Annotated in this window: 20 protein-coding genes and 1 riboswitch; of the genes, 17 read left to right on the top strand and 3 right to left on the bottom strand. The window is 39.1% G+C overall.

Annotated elements, in window-relative coordinates:
• Positions 1–43: 43 nt before the first annotated feature.
• Positions 44–655 carry a TetR/AcrR family transcriptional regulator gene (locus AC1RFD_RS13295; RefSeq protein WP_048391986.1) on the bottom strand — a complete coding sequence of 204 codons (612 nt, stop codon included), beginning with the start codon at positions 653–655 and terminating at the stop codon, positions 44–46.
• Between the two features lie 235 nt (positions 656–890).
• Here AC1RFD_RS13295 and AC1RFD_RS13290 point away from each other — a divergent pair, with 235 nt between their 5' ends.
• From AC1RFD_RS13290 to AC1RFD_RS13210, 17 genes are all read left to right on the top strand, one after another.
• Positions 891–1,784 (top strand): NAD(P)-dependent oxidoreductase, encoded by an 894-nt coding sequence (locus tag AC1RFD_RS13290; RefSeq protein WP_054549810.1) that lies wholly within the window; start codon positions 891–893, stop codon positions 1,782–1,784.
• 15 nt (positions 1,785–1,799) lie between these two features.
• Positions 1,800–3,320, top strand: a complete 1,521-nt coding sequence (locus AC1RFD_RS13285) for a CoA-acylating methylmalonate-semialdehyde dehydrogenase (RefSeq protein WP_048391984.1) — start codon at positions 1,800–1,802, stop codon at positions 3,318–3,320.
• A gap of 63 nt (positions 3,321–3,383) precedes the next feature.
• A complete protein-coding gene (locus AC1RFD_RS13280; RefSeq protein ID WP_054549811.1) occupies positions 3,384–4,700 on the top strand; it encodes a GntP family permease in 1,317 nt (438 codons plus the stop codon).
• A gap of 12 nt (positions 4,701–4,712) precedes the next feature.
• Positions 4,713–5,474, top strand: coding sequence for a 3-hydroxybutyrate dehydrogenase (locus AC1RFD_RS13275; protein ID WP_048391982.1), 762 nt, complete (start codon positions 4,713–4,715; stop codon positions 5,472–5,474).
• 15 nt (positions 5,475–5,489) lie between these two features.
• Positions 5,490–6,674, top strand: coding sequence for an iron-containing alcohol dehydrogenase (locus AC1RFD_RS13270; RefSeq protein WP_048391981.1), 1,185 nt, complete (start codon positions 5,490–5,492; stop codon positions 6,672–6,674).
• Positions 6,675–6,825: 151 nt separating this feature from the next.
• Positions 6,826–7,593, top strand: coding sequence for a 2,4-dienoyl-CoA reductase (gene fadH / locus AC1RFD_RS13265; RefSeq protein WP_048391980.1), 768 nt, complete (start codon positions 6,826–6,828; stop codon positions 7,591–7,593).
• A gap of 63 nt (positions 7,594–7,656) precedes the next feature.
• Positions 7,657–7,896, top strand: a complete 240-nt coding sequence (locus AC1RFD_RS13260) for a hypothetical protein (protein ID WP_048391979.1) — start codon at positions 7,657–7,659, stop codon at positions 7,894–7,896.
• A 197-nt stretch (positions 7,897–8,093) separates the two neighbouring features.
• A complete protein-coding gene (cbpB, locus tag AC1RFD_RS13255) occupies positions 8,094–8,534 on the top strand; it encodes a cyclic-di-AMP-binding protein CbpB (protein ID WP_004224640.1) in 441 nt (146 codons plus the stop codon).
• A gap of 68 nt (positions 8,535–8,602) precedes the next feature.
• A complete protein-coding gene (gene ccpC / locus AC1RFD_RS13250; RefSeq protein WP_048391978.1) occupies positions 8,603–9,490 on the top strand; it encodes a transcriptional regulator CcpC in 888 nt (295 codons plus the stop codon).
• 161 nt (positions 9,491–9,651) lie between these two features.
• Entirely contained in the window at positions 9,652–12,045 is a 2,394-nt protein-coding gene (locus AC1RFD_RS13245; protein WP_112117432.1) for a DUF8725 domain-containing protein, read from the top strand.
• Positions 12,045–12,980 carry an ABC transporter ATP-binding protein gene (locus AC1RFD_RS13240; protein WP_004224654.1) on the top strand — a complete coding sequence of 312 codons (936 nt, stop codon included), beginning with the start codon at positions 12,045–12,047 and terminating at the stop codon, positions 12,978–12,980. Before AC1RFD_RS13245 ends, AC1RFD_RS13240 begins: the two co-directional genes overlap by 1 nt.
• On the top strand, positions 12,977–13,822 hold the full coding sequence (locus tag AC1RFD_RS13235) for an ABC transporter permease (RefSeq protein WP_103117519.1): 846 nt from the start codon (positions 12,977–12,979) through the stop codon (positions 13,820–13,822). The genes AC1RFD_RS13240 and AC1RFD_RS13235 overlap by 4 nt, the downstream gene beginning before the upstream one ends.
• Positions 13,823–13,834: 12 nt before the next feature.
• Positions 13,835–15,322 (top strand): DUF8809 domain-containing protein, encoded by a 1,488-nt coding sequence (locus AC1RFD_RS13230; RefSeq protein WP_492474973.1) that lies wholly within the window; start codon positions 13,835–13,837, stop codon positions 15,320–15,322.
• 11 nt (positions 15,323–15,333) lie between these two features.
• Entirely contained in the window at positions 15,334–16,329 is a 996-nt protein-coding gene (locus tag AC1RFD_RS13225; RefSeq protein ID WP_048391973.1) for an AAA family ATPase, read from the top strand.
• Positions 16,326–17,201, top strand: coding sequence for a DUF58 domain-containing protein (locus AC1RFD_RS13220; RefSeq protein ID WP_048391972.1), 876 nt, complete (start codon positions 16,326–16,328; stop codon positions 17,199–17,201). Before AC1RFD_RS13225 ends, AC1RFD_RS13220 begins: the two co-directional genes overlap by 4 nt.
• 11 nt (positions 17,202–17,212) lie before the next feature.
• Positions 17,213–18,958 (top strand): vWA domain-containing protein, encoded by a 1,746-nt coding sequence (locus AC1RFD_RS13215; protein ID WP_048391971.1) that lies wholly within the window; start codon positions 17,213–17,215, stop codon positions 18,956–18,958.
• Entirely contained in the window at positions 18,942–21,536 is a 2,595-nt protein-coding gene (locus AC1RFD_RS13210) for a VWA domain-containing protein (RefSeq protein ID WP_492474972.1), read from the top strand. Before AC1RFD_RS13215 ends, AC1RFD_RS13210 begins: the two co-directional genes overlap by 17 nt.
• Positions 21,537–21,692: 156 nt before the next feature.
• Here the strand turns inward: AC1RFD_RS13210 and thiW are convergent, their stop codons facing one another.
• Together thiW and AC1RFD_RS13200 are read right to left on the bottom strand one after the other, a co-directional pair.
• Complete coding sequence (gene thiW / locus AC1RFD_RS13205; protein WP_269898979.1) at positions 21,693–22,193, bottom strand: energy coupling factor transporter S component ThiW; 501 nt, start codon at positions 22,191–22,193, stop codon at positions 21,693–21,695.
• Between the two features lie 94 nt (positions 22,194–22,287).
• Positions 22,288–22,395: riboswitch (TPP riboswitch) on the bottom strand.
• 66 nt (positions 22,396–22,461) lie between these two features.
• Positions 22,462–23,658, bottom strand: coding sequence for an MFS transporter (locus tag AC1RFD_RS13200; RefSeq protein ID WP_048391968.1), 1,197 nt, complete (start codon positions 23,656–23,658; stop codon positions 22,462–22,464).
• Between the last annotated feature and the right edge of the window lie 192 nt (positions 23,659–23,850).

The raw sequence follows: 23,850 nt of genomic DNA, 5'->3' as shown, positions 1-23,850 counted from the left end.
AAGGGTAGCACTTTCATCACAAAATAGATGAAGTGCTACTTTTTTATTTGCCGTTTTTAAGACCGTTTAAGACAATTGCTGTGAATTGCGCCATCTCAGAGGCTAGGTCAAAGTCTTCACTATGTATCAACCAATCATAGACATTGGCACGCATACAGCGCTGAATAAGTGTTTGTATGGTAGCAGCAGAAACATCTTGTCTAAATTCCCCATGTTGAATTCCTTCCTCGATATATGTATTCATTATCTGAAAAATCTTACGTTGTGGATTGATTAAATAATGATCCTGTTCTACTTGGTTTGTCATAGCAGCCGTATATACTGTACGTAATAAATCCTTTCCCACAATATTGGTTAAATATCTCATTTGCTCTTGATACACTAAGAGTATTTTTTCACTTGCTGGTAATGTGGGATCAATATTTTTTTCAACTGTACGATAAAAATTATCAAGCTCCTTAAATTTTTCTAAAATAACATCATATTTAGATGGGAAATGTGTATAAAATGTACCCTTTGAAACATTACATGCCTTTGTAATTTGTTCAACAGAAACATGTTCATAACCATGCTTGTTAAATAAATCTAAAGAAGTTTTCAATAATTTTTCACGTGTTTCTAATGCCTTTTTCTGTCTGCTTGTGAGTGTTTCCATTGGTAGCTAATACCTCCTATATTAAATATTGTAAAATATCTTTTGTAAAAAATATTCTGAAAATATTAATTTTTTAATTGACGAGATGGATTTCGATTGATTATGATTTAAATGACCGAAGTCAATGACTGCGGTCAATGATGTTATCTCGTTACTAATGTTACTTTAAAAAATGAAAGTTGGCTAGTATATCATCAAGTTTTCTGTTGTATTTTCAAGGAATGGGGAGGTCACAATGAAGAAAAAATTGGGTTTTATTGGCTTAGGGAATATGGGTTTACCGATGGCTATTAACTTATTAAGAGCAGATTATCAGGTATATGGTTTCGATACGAATGCGGAAGCAATGGAACAATTCGCAGCAGCAGGTGGTTTCGGCCTTGAGACAGCTATGGATATTGCGAAAAAATGTGATGTTATTATGACAAGTTTGCCTACCCCTCAGGTTGTAGAATTGGTTTATCAATCAGAGCAAGGAATTTTACAACATGCAAAGAAAGGGTGCCTGCTGATTGATTTTAGTACTGTTAATCCCGAATTGAATGATACGTTACATACAGAAGCTATAGCTTTGGGATTACGTTATTTGGGAGCGCCTGTCAGTGGGGGTGTCATAGGGGCTATCAATGCGACATTAACTATTATGGTTGGTGGTGGCACAGATGATTATATAAGTGCTAGCGAAATATTCAGAATAGTCGGTAAAAATATTTATCATTTAGGCACATCTTCAAGTATAGGAACGCGAATTAAATTACTCAATAACTTAATGATTGGCTTTTACACAGAGGCAGTCGCTGAAACGATTGTACTTGGCGAAAAAATGGGTATTCAGGCAGACACGCTCTATGAAGTATTAAATAATAGTTATGGACAAAGCCGTATTTATGAACGTAATTATTTGGAATATATGAAAAATGATAATTATGAGCCGGGCTTTTCGACAAATCTACTATTAAAAGATTTGAAGTTAGCTAAGGAAATGGCGGATGAAGCAGGCGTATCGCTGCGAATCGGCGAAAAGTTAGTGGATCTTTATAGTGAAATTGCTCAGCAGGGCTATGGAGAAAAAGATATGTCTGCAGCTTATTTAAGTTTAAAAGAAAAATGTAAACTAGAACAATTTTAAGAGGAGGAAATGGATATGACAACGACACAAGAGGTTAAAACATTAACACATTTTATTGGTGGCAAATTGGTTGAAGGAAAAAGTGGCCGATTCGGTTCGGTATTTAACCCAACAACAGGTGAAGTCATTGCTAAGGTACCCCTTGCAACAGTAGAGGAAACACAAGATGCAATCGAGCAAGCTCAAGCAGCATTTCCGGCTTGGCGTGATACATCAGTGGCTAAGCGTGCAGAAATTGTATTAAAGTTCCGTAACCTTATCACTGAAAATATGGAAGAGCTATTACAAATCATTTGTACTGAAAGCGGTAAAACGATTGAAGATGCCAAAGGTGAGATTACACGAGGACTTGAATCTGTTGACTTAGCCATTGGTGCGCCACATTTAATGAAAGGAGAATACTCCGTAAATGTTGGAGGTCAAATAAATGCTTATTCTGCAAAATATCCATTAGGGGTTGTGGCAGCAATTTCTCCATTTAATTTCCCCATCATGGTGCCTCTAGCACAAACGAGTATGGCCATTGCTGTAGGAAATGCGGTTATTTTAAAGGCATCTGAGCGTGTGCCAATGACTTCATTATATGTTAGTGAGCTTTGGAAGAAGGCGGGATTGCCTGATGGTATTTGGACAGTAATCAATGGTGATAAAGATGCGGTCAATGAACTTTTAGAAAACCCAGCTGTGCAAGCGATTTCATTTGTTGGATCAACACCAGTAGCTAAATATATTTATGAAACAGGATCAAAGTACGGTAAACGTGTCACGGCTCTTGGTGGTGGTAAAAACAATATGGTCGTGATGCCAGATGCGGATCTTGAACAGGTTGCTAATGCCTTTATTGGTGCAGCTTATGGAGCAGCATCCCAACGTTGCATGGCAATATCTACTATCATGCCTGTAGGAAAGGATACTGCTGATCGCCTAGTGGATATTCTTAAGGAAAAAATTTCTAATCTGAAAGTAGGCCCATATACAAACCCTGATTCAGATTTTGGCCCTGTTATTTCTCAGCAATCAAAAGAAGCAATTCTTACTGCAATTAATCGAGGGGAAGCCGAAGGAGCTTCAGTAATTTGTGACGGACGAGAACTTGATATTGTCAAAGAGTCTAAAGGGTTCTATGTAGGGCCTACATTATTAGATCATGTAAAGCCAGGCATGGAAGTTTACGAGCAAGAAATATTTGGTCCAGCTCGCAATGTTGTTCGTGTAGATTCCTTAGAGGAAGCTATTACACTTATCAATAAGCATGAGCTAGGTAATGGTGTCACAATCTTTACGAATGATGGATTAGCAGCTCGAAAATTTACAACAGAAATTGATGTTGGCATGGTTGGTGTCAATGTACCAATTCCAATTCCTGTTGGCTACCATAACTTTGCAGGCTTTAAAGGATCTCGTTTTGGTGAGGGGCATATGTTTGGCCCAGATCAAGCACGATTTTTTACAAAAACTAAGACAATTTCAGAGCGTTGGATGGCTGGCAATGCCTCCTCAGCATCCACGTTTTCATTCCCAAGCAATAACGACTAATAAAACCTAGAGCTGTAGAGTTATACAGCTCTTTTTCTAAAAAAGGGGATGGGTGGGGTGTAAATGTTAGAGTATATTGGTCTTTTTGGTAGTTTAGCATTATTAGTTTATTTAACAATGAAGGGTGTAAATCTACTTATTTCAGCACCGTTAACTGCGCTGTTAGCAGCCTTAACAAACGGTCTTGCATTTTTTCCTCAAACAGCTGATAAAGATCAGGCCAACTTTCTAACGAGCTATATGGATGGATTCACCGGATTTGTTGGTTCATGGTATTTAATGTTCATGGCGGGCGCCATTTTCGGCAAAGTCATGGAGGACACAGGCGCTGCAGATAGTGTCTCTAAATGGATTGTAGAAAAAATAGGGGTGAAATATGCCACATATGCTGTAGTTTTAGCTGCAGCAGTACTCACATATGGTGGTGTTTCAGTTTTTATCGTAGCCTTTTCAGTTTATCCAATGGCTATTAGTTTATTTAAACAAGCAAACTTTCCACGACGTTTTATTCCTGCTGCACTGGGCCTAGGTTCTGTCACATTTACGATGACATCAGCAGGCTCACCTGAGATTCAAAATTGGATACCAATTCCATATCTTGGTACAACTCCATATGCAGGTTGGCAAGTTAGTATTGTCGTGGCTATTTTTATGGCCGTTGGTGGCTCGCTTTGGCTGAATTGGATGATTAAACGCGCTGTTAACAATGGGGAAATTTTCATTGAGCGCTCCACCGATCCAGTAGCTGATGAAACAAGAAAGCTTCCGAGTCCCCTTTTGAGTCTCATACCATTATTAGTTGTTTTAGTCATTTCTTATATTTTCCATGATTCACTTGGAACCTCTGCTTTAATTGTAGCCTTAACTAGTGGCTGTATCGTTGCTTATTTAGTGAGTTACAAATATGCAAAGTCAGTTGGCGCAACATTAGCAGCAGGTGCAATGGGTGCTATTATTGCCATTGCAAATACGGCGGCTGTTGTCGGCTTTGGCGGGGTAGTAAAAGCAACACCATCCTTTGTTGCAACTGTTGATGTAATGACCAATATCCCTGGCAGTCCGCTGATTGGAGGAGCCTTAGCAATTGCGGTTATTGCTGGTTTAACAGGTTCAGCATCAGGGGGACAAACAATTGCTATGCCCTTACTAGCACCGCATTATATCGAGATGGGTGTAGATACAGAGGCGTTGCATCGGACAATCGCTATAGCATCTGGTTCCCTAGATTCATTGCCGCACGGAGGATATGTTGTGACAACCATCAATTCAGTATGTAATGAAAAGCATAAGGATGCATATATGCCATTTGGAGCTTTGACGGTTATTATCCCTATCATAGGTACAATACTTGCAATCATATTATTCTCATTAGGGATGTAGGAGGGATGAAGTATGCAAGGAAAAACGGTTTTTATTACAGGGGCAGCTCGTGGTATTGGTCTTGCTATGGCACAAGCATTTGCTGAGCAAGGGGCTAATGTTGTGATATCAGATAAAAATGAACAGCTTCTTGAGGAAGCCGTCGCACAATACCCCTCTTTAACTTCCTATATATGTGATGTGACAGAAGAACAAGCCATAAGAGAAGCCATTGATTTTACGATTAATGAATTCTCAACATTAGATATTTTAATCAATAATGCAGGATTTCAACATGTGTCGCTTATTGAGGATTTTAAGACAGAAATTTTTGAGTCAATGCAAAAAGTGATGGTCGTTGCTCCCTTTGTGGCGATGAAGTATGCGTTACCACATATGAAGAAAAATCAATTTGGTCGTATTATCAATATGGCCTCCATCAATGGCGTCATTGGGTTTGCTGGGAAGGCGGGATATAATGCAGCAAAGCATGGTGTGATTGGGCTTACTAAGGTAACGGCACTAGAGGTGGCGACAGAGGGAATTACGGTAAATGCTATTTGTCCAGGGTATGTTGACACGGAATTAGTACGTAATCAGTTTATGGATTTAGCACAGACACGGGGTATTCAAGTGGAAGAAGTTCTTGAACAAGTGTTATATCCACTTGTACCGCAAAAACGTTTACTTGATGTCTCAGAAATTACAGGACTTGCATTATATTTAGCAAGTGATGTAGCAAAGGGGTTAACCGGCCAGGCCATACTATTAGATGGTGGCTATACAGCTCAATAGCTTAGGAGGGAAAATATGATTCAAACAAAAACCATCTTTACTGTTCATTCTCCAGGAACGATTGTATATGGTCGAGATTCATTTGAAGAAGTAGGAGAGTATGCGAAAAAACTAGGTTCAAAGGCATTAATTATTAGTGATCCAATTATGGACAGTTTAGGCTTTATCAAGAAATGCCATACACTGTTAAAGACCCAAGGGATAGACGTCGTTTCATATATAGGGGTGACAACTGAGCCAGATGATACGTATGTTGCAGAGGGATTGCAGCTTTTGCAGAAAGAAAACTGTGATGTCATTATTTCTGTTGGTGGTGGTAGCTGTATTGATACGGCGAAGGCGATTGCAGTAGTGGCTACAAATGGCGGCTACATAGGAGATTATATGAAAATGGCAAAGGTTGCAGCTGAAGCACCAATTCCACACATTGCGATACCAACAACAGCAGGTACAGGCTCTGAAGCAACAGATGCCACTGTTATTACCAATACAAAAAGTGATGTGAAAATGATGATTAAGCAACCAGCTTTTATGCCCACTATAGCGATTGTTGATCCTATTTTAACCATTACCTCACCTCCAGCAATTACCGCAGCAACTGGAATAGATGCATTGAGCCATGCCATTGAGAGCTATTTATCACGTTTAGCTCATCCTTATTCGAATGTGCTCGCCTTATCTGCTATGGAATTAATTGTGAATAACATCATAAGGGTTTATGAATATGGAGATGATGTTGATGCTAGGGAAGCGATGTCATTGGGTTCGATGCAGGCAGGGCTGTCATTTTCTAATGCTTCTGTTGCCCTTGTACATGGAATGTCTCGTCCGATTGGGGCACTTTTCCACGTACCGCATGGCATCTCCAATGCGATGCTTTTACCAGCTGTACTAGATTATTCAAAAGACGCTTGTATAAATCGATTGGCAGATTTAGGACAATTTTTTAATAAAACAAAAGAACGTCTATCGCAAGAGGAACTTGCTCAGCTTGCTATTACGTCCATTAAAGATATGTGTAAGTATATGAAAATTGGCAATTTAAAGCAGTGGGGAATCGAGGAGCATGCTTATTATCAGGCCATTCCTAAAATGGCTGAGGATGCACTTGCAAGTGGGAGTCCTGGTAACAATCCGAAGATACCAACTTTAGAAGAGTTAATGGAGCTATATAAAATTGCCTATACGTATGAGTTTTAATGATATTGGAGAGCTATTCATTGAATGAATGGCTCTTTTATATTTTTTCAGAAAATAAACTCGCATTCTATAGAATTAATATGACATATTCGAGAATATATAGTAAACTTTTAGTGAATCACCATTCATTTTTAACAAAGGGGGAAATGGAATGTTGCAAGGGAAAACGATTATTATTACGGGTGGATCAAGTGGTATGGGGCTGTATATGGCAAAGCAGTTCGTAACTGAGGGAGCTAATGTTGTCATAACAGGTCGTAACGAAGAACGATTAGCAGAGGCAAAGAAATTTATAGCTGAGGCTGGTCCCTCTATTGAGACATTCCAAATGGATGTACGTGTACCTGAGCATGCTGAGGCTATGCTCGCATTTGCTATTGAAAAATTTGGTCAAGTGGATGGGCTTGTGAATAATGCAGCAGGTAACTTTATTGTACGTGCAGAGGATTTATCACCGAATGGCTGGAAGGCTGTCGTAGATATTGTATTAAATGGTACATTCTATTGCTCTTCAGCAGTAGGCAAGTATTGGATTGAGAATAAGATCAAAGGGTCTATATTAAATATGGTAGCGACGTATGCTTGGAATGCAGGAGCAGGTGTGATCCATTCAGCTGCAGCAAAAGCAGGGGTACTATCATTGACGAGAACGCTAGCTGTTGAGTGGGGGAAACAGTATGGGATTCGGGTTAATGCTATTGCACCAGGTCCGATCGAGCGTACTGGTGGAGCCGATAAGCTTTGGGAATCAGAAGCAGCGGCAGCTCGTACACTAGATTCTGTTCCACTAGGCCGTATAGGAACACCAGAAGAAATTGCTGATTTAGCTACATTTATGATGTCTAATAAAGCAAGTTATATGAATGGAGAATGTGTAACTTTGGATGGTGGGCAGTGGCTCAATCAATATCCATTCTAAAAATCTTTGCATAACGAATAGCTGGGTTGACGCATACTAAGGGTAAAGAAAGGAGTTTTGCCGATGGGTATGTGGTTAATACCAGCAATTATTGCCATTGTGATCATTTCTGCTATTTCGTTTGTTTATACGTTAAAAATAGCTAAAATGACCTCTGAACGGAAATCTGAAAATGATACCCCTATTTCAGAAACAGTTGAAGAATATGCAACGATGTTGAACCCTATTGTTTGGGTCTATGCAATTTTTTTACTTTTTTTAGGGATCATGATTTTTTACTACTGGAGTAAGGCTGGCTATTAGTTAAGAACCATCTTCATTCGGTCACGAAAAACTTGACTGGATGAAGATATTCTAAGTTTTTGCTGTAAAGGCTAAAATAATTCATTGTTCATGAAAAACTCTTCTCGGCCTGGTCATGGTCATACATAGAAAAGTTGTGATATGATGAAAGGGAAGGACTGTTCTACACAGTGAGGACAGAAAAGGAGAAGAAGTTCATGATTTCAACTAACAGCAAAGACTTATTAGCAATGCCAATTAGTGATTTTATCATTTCCTCTGAAAAAGTTGCGCATGTACAAAGTGGAAATAGTGCGGAACATGCACTCCTTGTACTAACACGTACAGGGTACTCGTCCATACCTGTATTAGATTTGAAATATCGACTTCAAGGTTTACTTAGCATGAAAATGATTACCGAATCGATTCTTGGACTTGAGCATATAGAATATGAAAAGCTACCTGATATTAAGGTTGACTCTATTATGGAAAAAGAGATCGCTGTATTGAAGCTGACGGATACTTTCCAGCGTGCTTTGGATTTAGTTATTAACCACGCCTTTTTATGTGTAGTGGACGAAGATGGTACATTCGCAGGGATATTAACAAGACGTGTTATTTTAAAGCAATTGAAAAAATATATTTATCAAAAAGAGTAGTAGCTTAAGAGGGAACTCAGATGAAAATCATGAGGCCCTCTTTGCTTGTATTGGAGGTTTACAGATTGATGGCAACAGAGGCAGAAATTTTAAAAATCTTAGCTGAAGAACGCAATATGCGGAAAGCAGCAGAACGTCTATTTTTATCCCAACCAGCCCTTTCACAACGATTGCAAACGATTGAGAAAGACTGGGGTGCACAATTATTTATTCGTTCACAAAAAGGTTTAACAGCAACACCTGCTGGTGAACAAGTTATTGCTTATGCAAAGGAAATGCTAGCCAAAAAGGAAGAAATATTTGAAACGATTCAATCCTTAACGACAAAGGTAAACGGGACATTGAAAATAGCTTGTGCATCCATTGTTGGTCAGAACTGGCTACCAAAAATCTTGAAGGAGTTTGTGTCAAAATATCCAGAGGCTAAAATATCACTGATGACGGGCTGGAGTTCTGAAATTGTGAAGGCTCTTTACGAGGGCGAGGCCCATGTAGGCATTGTACGAGGCCAAGTTGACTGGAAAGGAGAAAAGATCCACCTTTTCAGAGATACTCTTTATTTAGTGGACAAAGAGGTTAAAACAATTGAAGATGTGTTAAAGACAGACCGTCCATTTATTCAATATAAGAGTGATTCCAACTATTATCAAGAAATTCAGCAATGGTGGCAGCAGCATTTTGCCTCGAATCCAAGAAAACAAATTTTAGTGGATCAAATTGAAATTTGCAAGCAAATGGCATTAAATGGTATCGGTTATGCGATCTTGCCTTCTATTACGTTAAATGACCACGATGCCATTCACAAAATCCCTCTATCAAATGATGAAAAAGAGTTTGGTCTTACACGCGATACTTGGTTAATTGGTTATGAATCCTCTTTTGAATTAAGACAAGTAGAGGCGTTTGTGGAAGTAGTGCAGGATCATGCACGGTGTTTGTTTGATTATACTAAATAGAAAATCAGGCAGCTCCAGGTTGTTTTGGAGTTGCCTTTTTGCATTGTAGAATTCTTAAGAGTTTATGAATATTAATGAAGATAACATAAGAAATGGAACAAAATGCAATATAAATCGTATAATTATGTAACCATCTATTTACATAAAAAGGGGTTGAGCTTTTGAAAAAGACAAAATGGACGGCACTGACCTTACTAGTCATGCTGGTAATGAGCTTTATCTTGCCTACAACTCAGGCAAGTGCTGCTGCTACGCTAGAGGTGAAAGCAACAGCGGGTGTTTCTGGTAAAGCGAAATATCAATCAGTAGTACCACTCCAAGTTACAGTGAAAAATAATGGAGCTGACTTCTCAGGAGATATGGCGATTAATTCATCAAATTCTTATGAGGCAGCTTCAGCACTTGTCGTTCCAATTGATATAGCAGCAGGAGAGGAAAAGACATTTACTTTCTATCTTGATGGTTTAGCTGACTATAGTTATTCGGACACCGATTTATTTGCTTTTTATGAGGGAAGCATTGAAAAAGGAAAAAAGATTGCCTATAAGGGAACTAAACGTCTGCAATCAAATTTTTTAGACCCCTCATCAACATTCATTTATACATTAACAGATAAAAGTGATCGTCTTTCTGCACTATTACGTTTATCAACATTTGTAGCTCAAAGTAATGTGGAAGTATTTAATATCAATCAATTAAAAGATTATACACTTCCAGAAGATTCGCAGGGACTTGCGATGGCCAATGTCATTGTTGTAGATGAAGTGGCTATTGCTGATTTAACACCGAAACAACAAGAAGCATTACTAAAATGGGTACAGGATGGTGGTACCTTACTTCTAGGTGCTGCTGACCAAATTAATGCTACAGCAGGGGTTTTTAAAGAGTATTTACCTTTGTCATTATCACAAGAAATGACTGCGATTTCTGCAGAAGCTTTAACTAAATTGTCAGGAGGCGGCATTTTTACACAGCCGATTTCAGTATACTCAGCTACTAGTAGTGAAGGAAGTTTACCTGTATTAACAGAAAATAATGAAGTGTTAGCAGCAAAGAAAAAAGTGGGTAGCGGGGAAGTGATTCAAACAACCTTCTCTTTAGGTGATCAACCACTTGCTTCTATGGACGGCTACGGAGCACTTTTAGCCAAAGTGATAAATATTCAAAGTATTTCACAGCAAGGAATGATGAGACAGGGACAATCTCCTCTCGATCAAATATCTTATGAACTTCGTAACATTAATGAACTATTTCCATCATTCGAAGTATCAGTGAGCTATATGCTAATTGTCATTATTCTTTATATTTTAATAATCGGGCCAATTCTTTATTTTGTCTTGAAAAAAGCGGACAAGCGTGAACATGCATGGTGGATAATACCGTCCATCTCTGTTGTTCTTTCCATTGTTCTCTTTATTGTCGGAGCGAAGGATCGTATTGTTCAGCCACAAGTTCAACAATCTGCATTCTATAAAGTAAATGAAGACAATAGTGTAAATGGCTATTATGTAGAGTCCATTCTAACGAATCGTAGTGGGGACTTTGTGGTCAATGCTGACCAAAATACAACTGCTGTTGCATTAAGAAATTATAATAACTTCACAGGCACGATGGGACCATTACATGAATCTTCTTATATAAAAGAAAATGCTAGCGGTTCAACACTAACATTACGTGATTTAAGCTACTGGTCTGTGCAATCCTTTGGTGGAAAAACATCAGCACAAAATATCGGGAAGATGGATATAGATATAACACTGAAAAATGAAAAACTAACAGGAACAGTTAAAAATAATTTCCCGTTTGCATTAAAAGATGTCACATTAATCTCTGGTGTGAAAGAAGTAAAACTAGGTGATATTGAAGCAAATGGAACATTACAGGTAAATAAGGAACTGAAAACAACGGTTCTTCAAAAACCATCTATTTTCAATAATTATAATTATAGTTACCCATCGAAAAAGGATGAGGTAAACCCAATGCGGATTGAACGAATGAAAACTTTAGCATTGCCGCTTGTCGAAAAGGATAACCAGCCAATACTTACAGCTTGGACAGATCAAGCTGTGGTAGGTGTTGAATTAGAAACAAGTGCCAATATGTCACCGATTACGATGCTTGTTCAACCATTTAAAGGAAAAGTTGAGCTAACAGGTCCATTTACAATGAAGCGTAATAACTTCTCGTATTCAGTAGAGCCACTATCAGCAAATGGCTATTATGAAAAGATCGAGGAAGAATTGAATAAATGGTACCTATCTGAAGGGTTGTACGAAGTAACGATGACCATGCCAGATCAATTCATGGATGCCGTTGAATCACTTAATGAGTTGACAATTTCTAATAAGGATGTTTCACGTATGCAACTATCCATTTGGAATAATGAAACGAATATATATGAGCCTTTAGTCGATACAAAGCAAGTGTTTACAGACAAGGTTTCAACATACTTTAATCAAGATGGAGAGCTGCGAATTGAAATCAAATATGGTCCCGATCCATCAGGAGAACAAACGAAGTTACCAGACATAGAGCTGAAAGGAGTGGCAAAATAATGATTGAAATTCGTGATTTAACGAAACGATACGGCTCCTTTACAGCATTAGATCATTTAAATTTATCTTTAGAAGAAGGCGTTGTATTTGGATTTGTTGGCGCAAATGGAGCAGGGAAATCAACGACATTCTCTATTTTAGCTACACTATTGTCACCGACTTCAGGAGATGCTCTGATAAATGGCAAAAGTGTTGTGAAGGAACCAAAAGAAGTTCGAAAGCAAATTGGTTATATGCCCGATTTCTTTGGTGTTTATGATCAGTTAAAAGTAGATGAATATTTAGATTTTTATGGAGCGAGCTACGGTATCCAATTAGCAGAGCGTCAAGTGTTAATTCCACAACTATTAGAACTAGTGAATTTAACAAGTAAACGCTATGAATATGTTGATTTATTATCACGTGGTATGAAGCAACGCTTATGTTTAGCTCGTGCACTCATCCATGATCCAAAGGTACTGATTCTAGATGAACCTGCATCAGGACTAGATCCGCGTGCTCGTGTGGAAATGCGAGATATTTTACGGAATTTAAAGTCTATGGGAAAAACAATTTTAATTTCGTCGCATATTTTACCTGAACTTGCTGAGATGTGTGATGAAATCGGTGTTATTGATAATGGTAAATTAATTGCACATGGAAATGTAGCCGCGATTCAGGCCCAGCTACAAGGAGAAAAGCGTATTGTGTTGAAAGTGACAGATCAATTGGATGCAGTACGAGCGTTTTTAGAGGAAGATCCTCATATTTCATCAATTGATGTCATTGAAAATCGTTTAGAAATAGCCTTTAACTATCGAGGAACAGATGCTGAGCAGGTGGCATTGCTAAAAAAAGCTATGCTTACAGATTTACCAATCTATGCATTAAGTGAAGAAGAGAAGGATTTAGAGGATGTCTTTATGGCGATTACGAAGGGAGCGGACAATCAATGATGGAAAGATTTTATAATCCAGTACTTGTTAAAGAATTGAAGTTACGCTTCCGTTCTTTTAAAAGCTTTTCAGGTTTAATGTTTTATTTAGCTGTACTGTGTATTTTCATTGCAGGGTTTTTATTGCTTACAACTGAATTTACTGGCAGAGGCTTCTTTAGACCAGAGACAAGCTTTATGATGTTTGCTGTGCTAACCATCTTGCAAATGGCATTAGTTCTTTTCATTACACCAAGTTTGACTGCTGGTGCTATCAGTAGTGAGCGCGAAAAGCAAACATTAAATATTTTATTAACAACGACACAAAGTTCTACACAAATTGTTATTGGAAAATTACTATCCTCCGTAGCATTTCTAGTATTGATGCTGGTAGCGGGATTACCACTATACAGTCTAGTGTTTCTATTCGGTGGTGTGTCGCCTTCACAGCTTATTTCTATATTTTTATTTTATTTAGTCACTGTAGTAGCAATAGGTAGTATAGGCGTGATGTTTTCTACGATTACTAAGAGAACTATTGTTGCCATGATTGCCACATACGGCTCAATCATTTTCTTAGGAGGTATTACAGCATTCTTCTTCTTTTTAACAATGGCCTTTCATCAAATGGGCAATGCCATTGGAACAGGTGCCTCCTTTATGACCTATTTCTGGGCATCTATTAATCCAGGTGCCTTGATGCTGACACTTATTTCTCCAGAGATGGGGGATGCATTAGCAGAGCTGTCGGGTGTAGAACTACCTGTATGGATTACTTATTTAATTGCTTATGTATTCATCATTGTGCTTTGTTTAACGATTGCGATTAAAAAATTGCGTGCCAACATGAAAAGTAACCGATGAGGAGGAATTGGTATGGAGCGTCGTAAGCAATTACGAAAATATATTCAGCGTGCAAAATCGAGATTAACTCTTGAAAGAAGCATTCCCATTGCACAATACGGTTTGTTTTTGGCATTGCTTTCGAGTGCTTCTCTCGTACTTATTTCCCGACTATTTGTCTGGCCATATTATCGCCAAATAGCGTTAGGAGCCTTTATTACCGTTATTATTTCAACCATTGCTTATATTTGGTGGAAACGGGTCAAAGAGAAAGAGGCATTGCATAAACTGGATCATTATTTCTCACATAATGAATTAGTGACAGCTTTATCATTTAAAGATGATCAGGATCCTCTTGTTCAATCATTATTATCGAAAGCTATCCAAAATGCTGAAAAAGCTTTCGCAGACTTTAAGGCTCGAAAGAAAAATCTATTTCGTCCAAAGGCGTTTATCGGTTTATTTATTACAACAGTTGTACTAGCCATTCTTTATATGTTCCCAGCAGCTACGCAAATTGAAGCAATAGAGGTTGAAAAGGAGCAAGCAGTTATCGAAGATATGAAGAAGGAAGTTGCTGAATTAGAGAAGAAGGCGGAAACAAAAGAAGTAAAGGAGCAATTGCAAGAACTTCAAAATACTTTAAAAGAGGCTGAAACAGCAGAAAAAGCTTTACGAGAAGTTGTCAAAAAGCAAAAGGAGCTAGCATTAAAGGAGCAGCAATTAAAGGATAAACAAACGGCTAGTCAAGATGGCACAACAGAAGGCCAAGGATTATCGAAGGAAGAGGTTGAGCAGCTAAAAGAGCTTGCCCAAATGCAGCAAGGGCTCACAGAAAATGCAAATGCCACACAAACTGCTATGAGTAAACTTGGTAAATCAGCAAGTAACTCCTTACAAAATGCAATTGCGAGTGCCAATAATGCCAGCAGCCACAATCAAAACAGTCAACAGTCATCTGGTAATTCCCAACCTAGTAATCAACAAAGCCAGTCTAGTCAAAATAATGCTCAAAGTGGTTCTCAACAGCAAAATGGTAGTAGCCAGAGCAATGGTCAAGGACAGGGACAAGGCCAAGGCCAAGGACAAGGCCAAGGCCAGGGACAAGGCCAAGGCCAAGGACAGGGACAAGGCCAAGGCCAGGGACAAGGCCAAGGCCAAGGACAGGGCCAAGGACAGGGCCAAGGACAGGGACAAGGACAAGGACAGGGCCAAGGTCAAGGTCAGGGCCAAGGTGGTCAAGGAGCAGGAAGTGGCCAAGGCGCTCGGAATTTGCTAACGACACCGAATCGAATAGGTGGGGCAAGTGAGACATCAGTAGATGGTGGCGCATTAGGAGATGGTTCCCATGTATCTGAGCAACAAGGAAATGGTCCGATAACAAAAGGTTCTATTCGACCTTATGAAGAAGTAATTGGCTCTTATAAAGACAGCTATTTAGAGAGTTCAGAGCGCTTACAATTACCGAAGGATTTACAAAATGTCGTGCAATCTTATTTCACGTCAATTGAGTCGCAGTAGGAGGAAAAGAAATGGCCTTTACAGAGCAACAGTATGTAGATATGAGTACGAAATTACAACAAGTTAAAGAAGAAATCCATCGCTTCATTGTTGGACAGGAAGAAGCAATTGATTATACCCTGTATGCAGTATTAGCGGATGGTCATGCATTGTTAGAAGGTTTACCTGGTTTAGGAAAAACGATGTTAATTCGTACCATTTCAGAGGTACTGGATCTGTCGTTTTCACGTATTCAATTTACACCAGATCTTATGCCAGCAGATATAACAGGTACGAGCATGATTGAACGTACACCCGATGGGAAGCAGCAATTTACCTTTCAACCTGGGCCAATCTTTAGTCAAATGGTATTGGCTGATGAGATAAATCGCGCAACACCCAAAACCCAAAGTGCCTTGTTGGAAGCAATGGGAGAAAAAACGGTAACCATATTAGGGGATACAAAAAAAATGGCGAGACCATTTTTCGTGCTGGCAACTCAAAACCCTATTGAAATGGAAGGAACATACCCATTACCAGAAGCACAGATGGACCGTTTCCTTTGTAAAATTCTTGTACCCTATCCAGAAAAAAGCGAACTTATGGAAATTATGAAGCGAACGACAGGTGCCCAGGAAATTGGTTTACAGAAACAGATGGATACGGATGCTCTCATTCAAGCTCAGCAAATGGTAAAGGAAGTGATGGTTGCTGATGAAATGCTAGAGTATGCAACTGATCTAGTAGTGGCTACGCATCCTGAGAGAACAGATGCGCTTGATGAGGTTAAACAATATGCAATGTATGGCAGTGGTCCACGTGGTTTGCAGAGCTTAATCAAATTGGCAAAGGCAAGAGCTTTAATGAATGGTCGTTTTCATGTTTCTGTAGCGGATATTAAATCTGTTGCTAAGCCTGTTTTACGTCATCGCATGCTGTTGAATTATGAAGGGGAGGCTTCAGGAAAAACAGCAGACGATGTGATTGATGTTATTTTAGAAAAAGTTCAGCAAGGTATTAGCAAGTGACAGCAAAATACTTATTGCCCGAAGACTGGTTAGCGAAAATCAGTCGCTTTCAAGTAGCGACGGCCTCCAAACTACGCGGGCAACATAAGGGCTCGCACCGTTCTCAACGCTTCGGGGCATCCCTTGATTTCTCGGATTTTCGAGAATACCATTTAGGAGATGATGTACGCCAAGTGGATTGGAACGTCTTTGCTCGTACAGATAAATACTTTATTAAAAGGTTTTTAGATGAGCAAGAGATGCGTGTACATATTCTACTAGATGCTACCAAATCAATGGGGCAACATGCTAAGTGGTTATTTGCTCGTCAAATTGTGGCCTCCCTCGGTCTGATGGTATTAGGTCGAGATGATCGTCTATCCTTTTCTTTTGTCCAAGATGAAGTGAAGCCACCATTTCGACGGAAGGGTACCATGTATCGCCGAGCTTTTTTACAGCTAGTAACAGATATAGAGGAAGCTAATTACTCTAATCGTTTTGCCAAGGATGCACTTAAAGCTTTACCTAAAGATAGTACCGTATTATTCATTGTTACAGATGGATTAGAGCCAATTGAGGAATGGGAACAGCTATTAAAAAGGATACCACGCTATGCTGGAGATGTTCGCATTTTGCAAATTGTAACGCAAGAAGAACTGTCACCAAATTATTCGGGTGATGTACGTCTCCTTGATCGTGAAACAGGTAATGATGTGAATGTGACGATGTCCTCTAAAGTATTAGAGTCCTACCATGCAAGACGCATACTACATGAAGAAGAATTTGAAGCCATTTGCCGTCGCTTTGGTGTTCGAAAATTACAATTGAAAGTGGAAGATGGATTGCAACATGCGATTTTCCAGCAATTATTAAAAGCACATTGGATTAGGTGAGGTGAGCCGTATTGGGCTTTAGTCAAATTATATTTAGCTGGACGGCCATCATCCCGGTCATTGTCCTACTTTATTATTTCTTTCGAAAAAAATATACAGATCAAACAGTTTCTTCGACGCTTTTTTGGTCGGAGATTATGCAGGAAACGCGAGTATCGCCTTATTTAAAGCATTTACAAAAAAATGCCCTACTATATTTACAGCTTCTTGCTTTACTGCTACTTGTTTTGGCATTGATGAATCCTTATATAAAAAAATCAACCATTGTTGGTGCACAAACCATATTTATTGTAGATACTTCAGCCACAATGCTGGCAGGTAAAGAGCAATCAACCTTTGACGCTCATAAACAGGAAATGCTGAACTTGATGAATGAATTGAATGGTCGACCTGTCACATTAATTACAACTGGTGCTGCACCAAAAGCTGTTTTACAGCAAGAAACAAACACGAGTGAAATAAAAAAAGCTATTCAAGATTTACAAGTAACCTATGAAACTGCTGAAATGAATAAGGCGCTGGATGTAGCACAGGCATTTGTGGGCGACACACCGACTTCTATCTATGTTTTTACAGATACACTTGATAAAAAGCAATTACCGATGGACAAGGATTCTGTGAAATGGCTAGTAAGAGGTGCTACAAAAGACTTAACAAATATCGCTATCACCCGCTTTGCTGCTACGACAGATGGGCAAGCTACGCTGGCACTTGTACAACTCCATAATGATACAAATACCGAGCAAAAGGTAACGCTCGCATTGAATAATGCAGAGGGTGAGGAGCTGGTAGCAGAAAGTGTCGTTGTGCCTCCAAATGAAGCCATTACGAAAACATTTAAAGATTTGCCTTTAGCAAAATCCATGACAGCTATTATTGATGCAAAAGATGATTATGACATAGACAATCAACAAACAGTTTTACTACAAACGACTACGTCAAAAATTATTGTTGATCAAGGCTTGCATCAACTGATACAAAAAGGTTTTCAAACAGTTAGTAGTGGCGTAAAAATCGTCCCTTCCTTGCAAGTCGCTGACAATCAAGATGCTACCATAATCACAAACCAATCAGCGTTATTGGAAAAGATGGACAATCCCCTCGTATTATTTGGTCGTGATGATGCAGAAAAAGTAGATGCGAATGGGACGGTAAGCACTAGCAGTGATGCATTATTTGCCTTTAGTGAACTAAAGGATGTTTATGTTAGTGCTGTTTATCCTGGTTTTGCGGACTATGAAACGATTGCTTCTGTTGGAGAAGAGCCGTTCATCCAACGCTCCCCAAAAGGAGATATCGTTGTTTTAGCCGATATTGCTGATACAGATTGGCCTTTACATCCATCATTCCCACTATTTCTATGGAGTACAGAGCAGCAGCTAACAGAATCAGTTGGGTCACTTGGGATTTTTTCACCCAATGAACAACGTGCAGTTGCTTTAGCGCAAGGAGACTGGAATGTTTATTCGCAAGAAGACGAGTTTCTTTCGTCTGTTACGAAGGGGATGCTAACTGCGCCCAAACAGCCAGGCATTTATATGGTACGCTCAAATAATGAGGAAAAACAATTGATTGTACAATTGCAAGCACAAGAACGTGTCATTGAACAAGGAACAAGTTTTACATTAGGTGATATTTCAGACAATGGAAAGGAAGAAGTGTCGATGACCTCTTTCGTGCCTTGGCTAATTGTAATTATTTTACTATTGCTTGTTTCAGAGTGGGAGGTGCAACGACGTCGTGGATTTACGAATTGATATGCCGTTAGTATTGTTGTTACTCCTTCCATTATTCTTGTATTTTGGATGGACATACTTTCATGAGCGACAGCGACTTAAAAGAAGTCATATTGTTGTACTTACTATTCGCATAGTGGCAGCAGGCTGTTTAGTTTTTGCACTCGCAGGTCCATATCTATTATTACCAATCAAAGAAGAACAAATTATTTATTTAGTAGACCGTTCTGCTTCTATGAATGGTACGGAAGATGAGATGGTTCAGTTTATACAGGAGAGCCTCCAATCAAAAAAAGAACCGCAGCTTGCGGGCATTTATTCATTTTCCTCTACTTTACAAACAGAAGCCATTTTATCTAAAACATTAAAGGAAGTACCGAAACTAACTGAAATTAAAGCTACCGATCAAACAAATATAGAACAAAGTCTACAGCTTGCTTCAGGGATTATAGATCCTAAAAAAGCAACTCGTCTTGTGCTATTAACAGATGGTAATGAGACAAAGGGCGATGCTTTAGAATTTGCTACGAAGTTGAAAGGCTCTAATATTAGTGTGGATATTAAGCCTTTTAGTCAACCAGTTGTCAATGATGTATCACTAAAAAGCTTTGTATCCCCTCAAGTTGCTTACGTTGGAGAGCAACAACAATTAGTGACTGACATACTTGCAACATCAGCAGGCCAAGGCGAGCTATTACTATATGAAAATGATGAGCTTATTCATCGAGAGGCAGTTGAGCTGACTGAAGGCACGAATGTGTTTACCTATAAACATGCAGCAACAGCTGAAGGACTTGTAAAATATGAAGCCGTTGTTCAAGTTGGTCAGGATGCCATTTTTGAAAACAATAAGTTAACTAGTGTCACAATGGTTCAAAGTGAACCACATTTATTAATCGTTAATGGTTATGAAACAGCTTCACCCATCGCAGCAGCACTTGGTAGTCAATCCATTGCCTATGATGTTGTAGCACCTAAAAGTTTACCAAATGAACTATCCAGCTATTTGCAATATAATGCTATCATCTTCGACAATGTACCAGGTCATTTAGTGGGTGAAGCAAAAATGAGTGTTATTGAGCAAGCAGTCAAAAACTTTGGAGTTGGTTTTACAATGGTGGGTGGAGAAAATAGTTTTGGTCTAGGCGGCTATTTTAAAACACCGATTGAAACCTTATTGCCAGTGGAAATGGAAATTAAGGGTAAAGAGCAATTACCTTCCTTAGGATTAGTGATTGTACTTGACCGTTCTGGCAGTATGCAAGGCTCGAAGCTTGAGCTTGCTAAGGAAGCAGCAGCACGTTCTGTTGAGATGTTGCGAGACGAGGATACATTAGGATTCATCGCCTTTGATGATCGTCCTTGGGAGATTATAGAGACAGGGCCTCTTAGCAGTAAAGAAGAGGCTGTGGATACTATTTTATCAGTAACACCTGGTGGGGGAACAGAAATCTATAGTTCATTAGCTAAAGCCTACGAGAACCTTGCTGATTTAAAGCTCCAACGTAAGCATATTATCCTCTTAACAGATGGGCAGTCACAGGCAGGGAACTATGAGGATTTAATTGGTGGAGGAAAAGAAGAGGGTATAACCTTATCGACAGTAGCGATTGGACAAGATGCCGATGCGAACTTATTAGAAGCGCTTAGTGACATGGGCAGTGGACGTTTCTATGATGTGATAGATGAGCAAACCATTCCTTCTATTTTATCTCGAGAAACAGCTATGATTTCCCGCACCTATATTGAGGACAATCCGTTCTATCCGGCAATTTATAATGCAGCAGGATGGAACTCACTGTTTGCTAATGGTGTCCCACAAATGAATGCATATATTGGGACAACAGCAAAACAGGGGGCTACTGTTGTAGCAGAAAGCGAGAAAGAAGATCCTGTGTTAGCGCAGTGGCAATATGGTCTTGGTAAAACATTTGCCTTTACATCTGATTCAACGGGTAAATGGACAGGAGATTGGGCAAGATGGCAGAATTGGGGAGCATTTTGGCAAACACTTATTTCTCAAATGCTACCAAGCTACAATGATGTAGCCTATGATGTAAGATTGGAAGCAGATGGTTCCTTTATGATTACAGACCCTACAAATGAAGCCGCATTTTTAGATATTGTAGCGGTAAATGAAGCAGGGGAGGAGCTAGAAACAAAACTTGAAACCATTTCCGCATCTCAAGTTCGAGCTGTAGTACAAGCTGAACCTGGATTAATTTTCTTCCGTATAGCAGATGAAAAGCAGGCCATTTATCAGGCAGGGCTAAGTGTTCCTTATAGTGCTGAATACGAACTACTCCCTGTAAATAACCAACTGATAGAAGAGTTAACTCAACGAACAGGAGGCACTGTTTTAAAGGAACCACAAGATGTCTTCCGTGACTTTACGACAAAAGGAGCAGATCGGCAAAATATTGCCACATGGCTACTCTTAGCGAGTATGCTTCTTTTCTTTATTGATATTACCATAAGACGTTTTGGTTGGAATTTCCTAACGAATGCGAAGAAAAAAGAGCCGCTGGTTGAGGAAAAAACTATACCAGAAGACACGAATGTAGCACAGTTGTTAAAAGGCATGAAAAAACGATCTTAAATATAGAGGAAGCAGTGCAAACTCGAATAGTTTTGCACTGCTTTTTTATATTGCATGAAATAAAGAGTTATCCCCTTTGTAAAGAGGGTAAATGAGAAGAAAAGCGATCCAAATTGGACTACCCCAGCTCAATGAATGCTCATAATTCAATCTCTCTCAATAAAGAGAAGAATTAAACCTCTTTACTAGCTCTGTTTTACGCAAGCTACTCGCAACCATTACACCTAAAATAGCACCGATCGTACTTGATGTTAAAAAGGCTGGTAGGAAGAAGAATGCTGCTACAGATGTTCCCATGAATAATTTTGCAAAAGGGACTGCAATAAGTGAAGCCAGAATGCCCGTTCCGATAACTTCTCCGATACCAGCTAACCACATTTTATTACTATATTTATAGGCAAGGGCAGCACAGAACGCGCCGATGATACTACCAGGGATAGCTAGTAGAGAGCCTGTTCCAGTAAGGATACGAATGATGGCAGTGACAAAGGCAACTATAACTGTTGGTACGGGTCCAAGTATAATGGCTCCTATCACATTAATAGCATGCTGAACTGGGTAAGCACGTGCGATTCCTGTTGGGATGGATACGAAAGTAGAGCCTGCAACAGCAACGGCTACTAATAAAGCCATGACTGTTAATTTACGAATTGACATAAAGTTCACTCCTTTTGGTAAAGTTCGTGAGGAAAAATAAAAAGGCCACCCCCTTTAAACAATAGGAAGCGGCCTTGTATGTGTATAGTGACAACAGCAAGTAGCGCCACTTCCCTCCGCTAGTGTGAACTAGATCAGGTTCAAAGGGTCCGTATATTACCATATACGTCTCAGCCTTTTAAAGACTCCCCTAGTGGTTAAAATCATTCAATTTTGTGAATCAACAATAATGTAACATACTGCTAAAAATAGTCAATGATTTTTCAGACTATTTTGTATCGGGATGCATTAAATGAGGTGCTTTTTTCACTGTCCAGATGAGCGCAAGGAAGAAACAGGCTAATAATATGATAGAACCGAAAATATATGGACTATTCATATTCCAGTCAAATAATAAACCTGCCAAAGCGGGTCCAATCATATTTCCGAGGCTCATATAGGCATTATTCAACCCCGCAGCAAATCCCTGCTCTTTCTCTGCAAGCTTTGAGATGAGTGTATTAACAGCTGGACGAATTAATGTCGTTGCTGTAGAGAAAATTGTTGCTACAACTAAAATAAGGGCAAAGCCAGAAACAAATAATATTAAGAAAATAGCAACGGATGCAATAAATAAATTTACTAGTACTACTTTCATTTCACCATAACGATTGAACAGTGGTGTAATAATAAACATTTGTACTACTACTCCAAAAGCACCACCAACAACTAATATAATCGCTATATCTACAGGTGTGTAATTAAACTTTTCTGTCACAAATAATGACAATGTCGTTTGGAAATTTGCAATTCCAAACGAGAACACCAGCATAATTATGAGCATAACAAAATAAGGCATATGTATGGAACGAGCCATTTGCTTCGCCAGATTGTCTTGCTTTTGTTTCTGTTGAGCAGTGTTTGGTTTGGTAGAAGGTAATAAAAAGTAAGATAAAATAGATGCTACAATGGCTGCAGCTCCAGCTGTGAAAAATGGGAAATGTAAGCTTACCTTTGCTAAAAAGCCACCAATACCAGGTCCAATCATAAAGCCAAGAGACATAGCGGCACCCAACATCCCCATACCTTTCCCACGTTCTTCATAGGTTGTGACGTCAGCGACAAAAGCCATAATAGGAGGTGCAACAAATGCGGAACCTAGACCACCTAAAAATCGTGCTAAAAAGAGCATCCATACATCTGTAGCAAGGCCAAATCCGATTTGTGCAAGACCTGTTACGATAAGACCGAAAATAATTAAATTTTTTCGTCCGTACTGATCTGAAAGATTCCCAGCAATAGGAGAAAATACGAATTGAGCTAAGGCGAACGTTGCGATTAGCATACCTAGAACTTGTCCTGCTGCACCAAATATTTTTAAATACTCTGGCATGACAGGAATAATAATGCCAATACTCCCCATTGCGATAAACATATTAAACATTAAAATATACAAAGCCGCCTTATTGGACTTCTGCTGGGTCATCGAATGAACCCCCTTTTTGTAATCAAATATAGTACAGTCTATCATAAAGAATTATTGCTTGGCTAATAGTTAAGATTATAGTACTGGTTCTATATTTAGAATGGTTTTCCACAAAAGTTTTTATCCACGCACCTATGCATTATGAAATAATACATTTTAGTCATAAAAGTTGAGGGAAAAGAAGCTATGGGA

It is taken from the genome of Lysinibacillus sp. GW823-FHT02G10 (genome assembly GCF_058797135.1).
Note: the sequence above shows the minus strand (reverse complement) of the source record. Positions and strands in the feature narration are given on the sequence as shown.

What these genes read in the sequence shown, in the direction of transcription:
- AC1RFD_RS13295 (WP_048391986.1), bottom strand. Translation starts at nt 655, where the DNA reads ATGGAAACACTCACAAGCAGACAGAAAAAGGCATTAGAAACACGTGAA.
- AC1RFD_RS13290 (WP_054549810.1), top strand. Translation starts at nt 891, where the DNA reads ATGAAGAAAAAATTGGGTTTTATTGGCTTAGGGAATATGGGTTTACCG.
- AC1RFD_RS13285 (WP_048391984.1), top strand. Translation starts at nt 1,800, where the DNA reads ATGACAACGACACAAGAGGTTAAAACATTAACACATTTTATTGGTGGC.
- AC1RFD_RS13280 (WP_054549811.1), top strand. Translation starts at nt 3,384, where the DNA reads ATGTTAGAGTATATTGGTCTTTTTGGTAGTTTAGCATTATTAGTTTAT.
- AC1RFD_RS13275 (WP_048391982.1), top strand. Translation starts at nt 4,713, where the DNA reads ATGCAAGGAAAAACGGTTTTTATTACAGGGGCAGCTCGTGGTATTGGT.
- AC1RFD_RS13270 (WP_048391981.1), top strand. Translation starts at nt 5,490, where the DNA reads ATGATTCAAACAAAAACCATCTTTACTGTTCATTCTCCAGGAACGATT.
- fadH (WP_048391980.1), top strand. Translation starts at nt 6,826, where the DNA reads ATGTTGCAAGGGAAAACGATTATTATTACGGGTGGATCAAGTGGTATG.
- AC1RFD_RS13260 (WP_048391979.1), top strand. Translation starts at nt 7,657, where the DNA reads ATGGGTATGTGGTTAATACCAGCAATTATTGCCATTGTGATCATTTCT.
- cbpB (WP_004224640.1), top strand. Translation starts at nt 8,094, where the DNA reads ATGATTTCAACTAACAGCAAAGACTTATTAGCAATGCCAATTAGTGAT.
- ccpC (WP_048391978.1), top strand. Translation starts at nt 8,603, where the DNA reads ATGGCAACAGAGGCAGAAATTTTAAAAATCTTAGCTGAAGAACGCAAT.
- AC1RFD_RS13240 (WP_004224654.1), top strand. Translation starts at nt 12,045, where the DNA reads ATGATTGAAATTCGTGATTTAACGAAACGATACGGCTCCTTTACAGCA.
- AC1RFD_RS13235 (WP_103117519.1), top strand. Translation starts at nt 12,977, where the DNA reads ATGATGGAAAGATTTTATAATCCAGTACTTGTTAAAGAATTGAAGTTA.
- AC1RFD_RS13230 (WP_492474973.1), top strand. Translation starts at nt 13,835, where the DNA reads ATGGAGCGTCGTAAGCAATTACGAAAATATATTCAGCGTGCAAAATCG.
- AC1RFD_RS13225 (WP_048391973.1), top strand. Translation starts at nt 15,334, where the DNA reads ATGGCCTTTACAGAGCAACAGTATGTAGATATGAGTACGAAATTACAA.
- thiW (WP_269898979.1), bottom strand. Translation starts at nt 22,193, where the DNA reads ATGTCAATTCGTAAATTAACAGTCATGGCTTTATTAGTAGCCGTTGCT.
- AC1RFD_RS13200 (WP_048391968.1), bottom strand. Translation starts at nt 23,658, where the DNA reads ATGACCCAGCAGAAGTCCAATAAGGCGGCTTTGTATATTTTAATGTTT.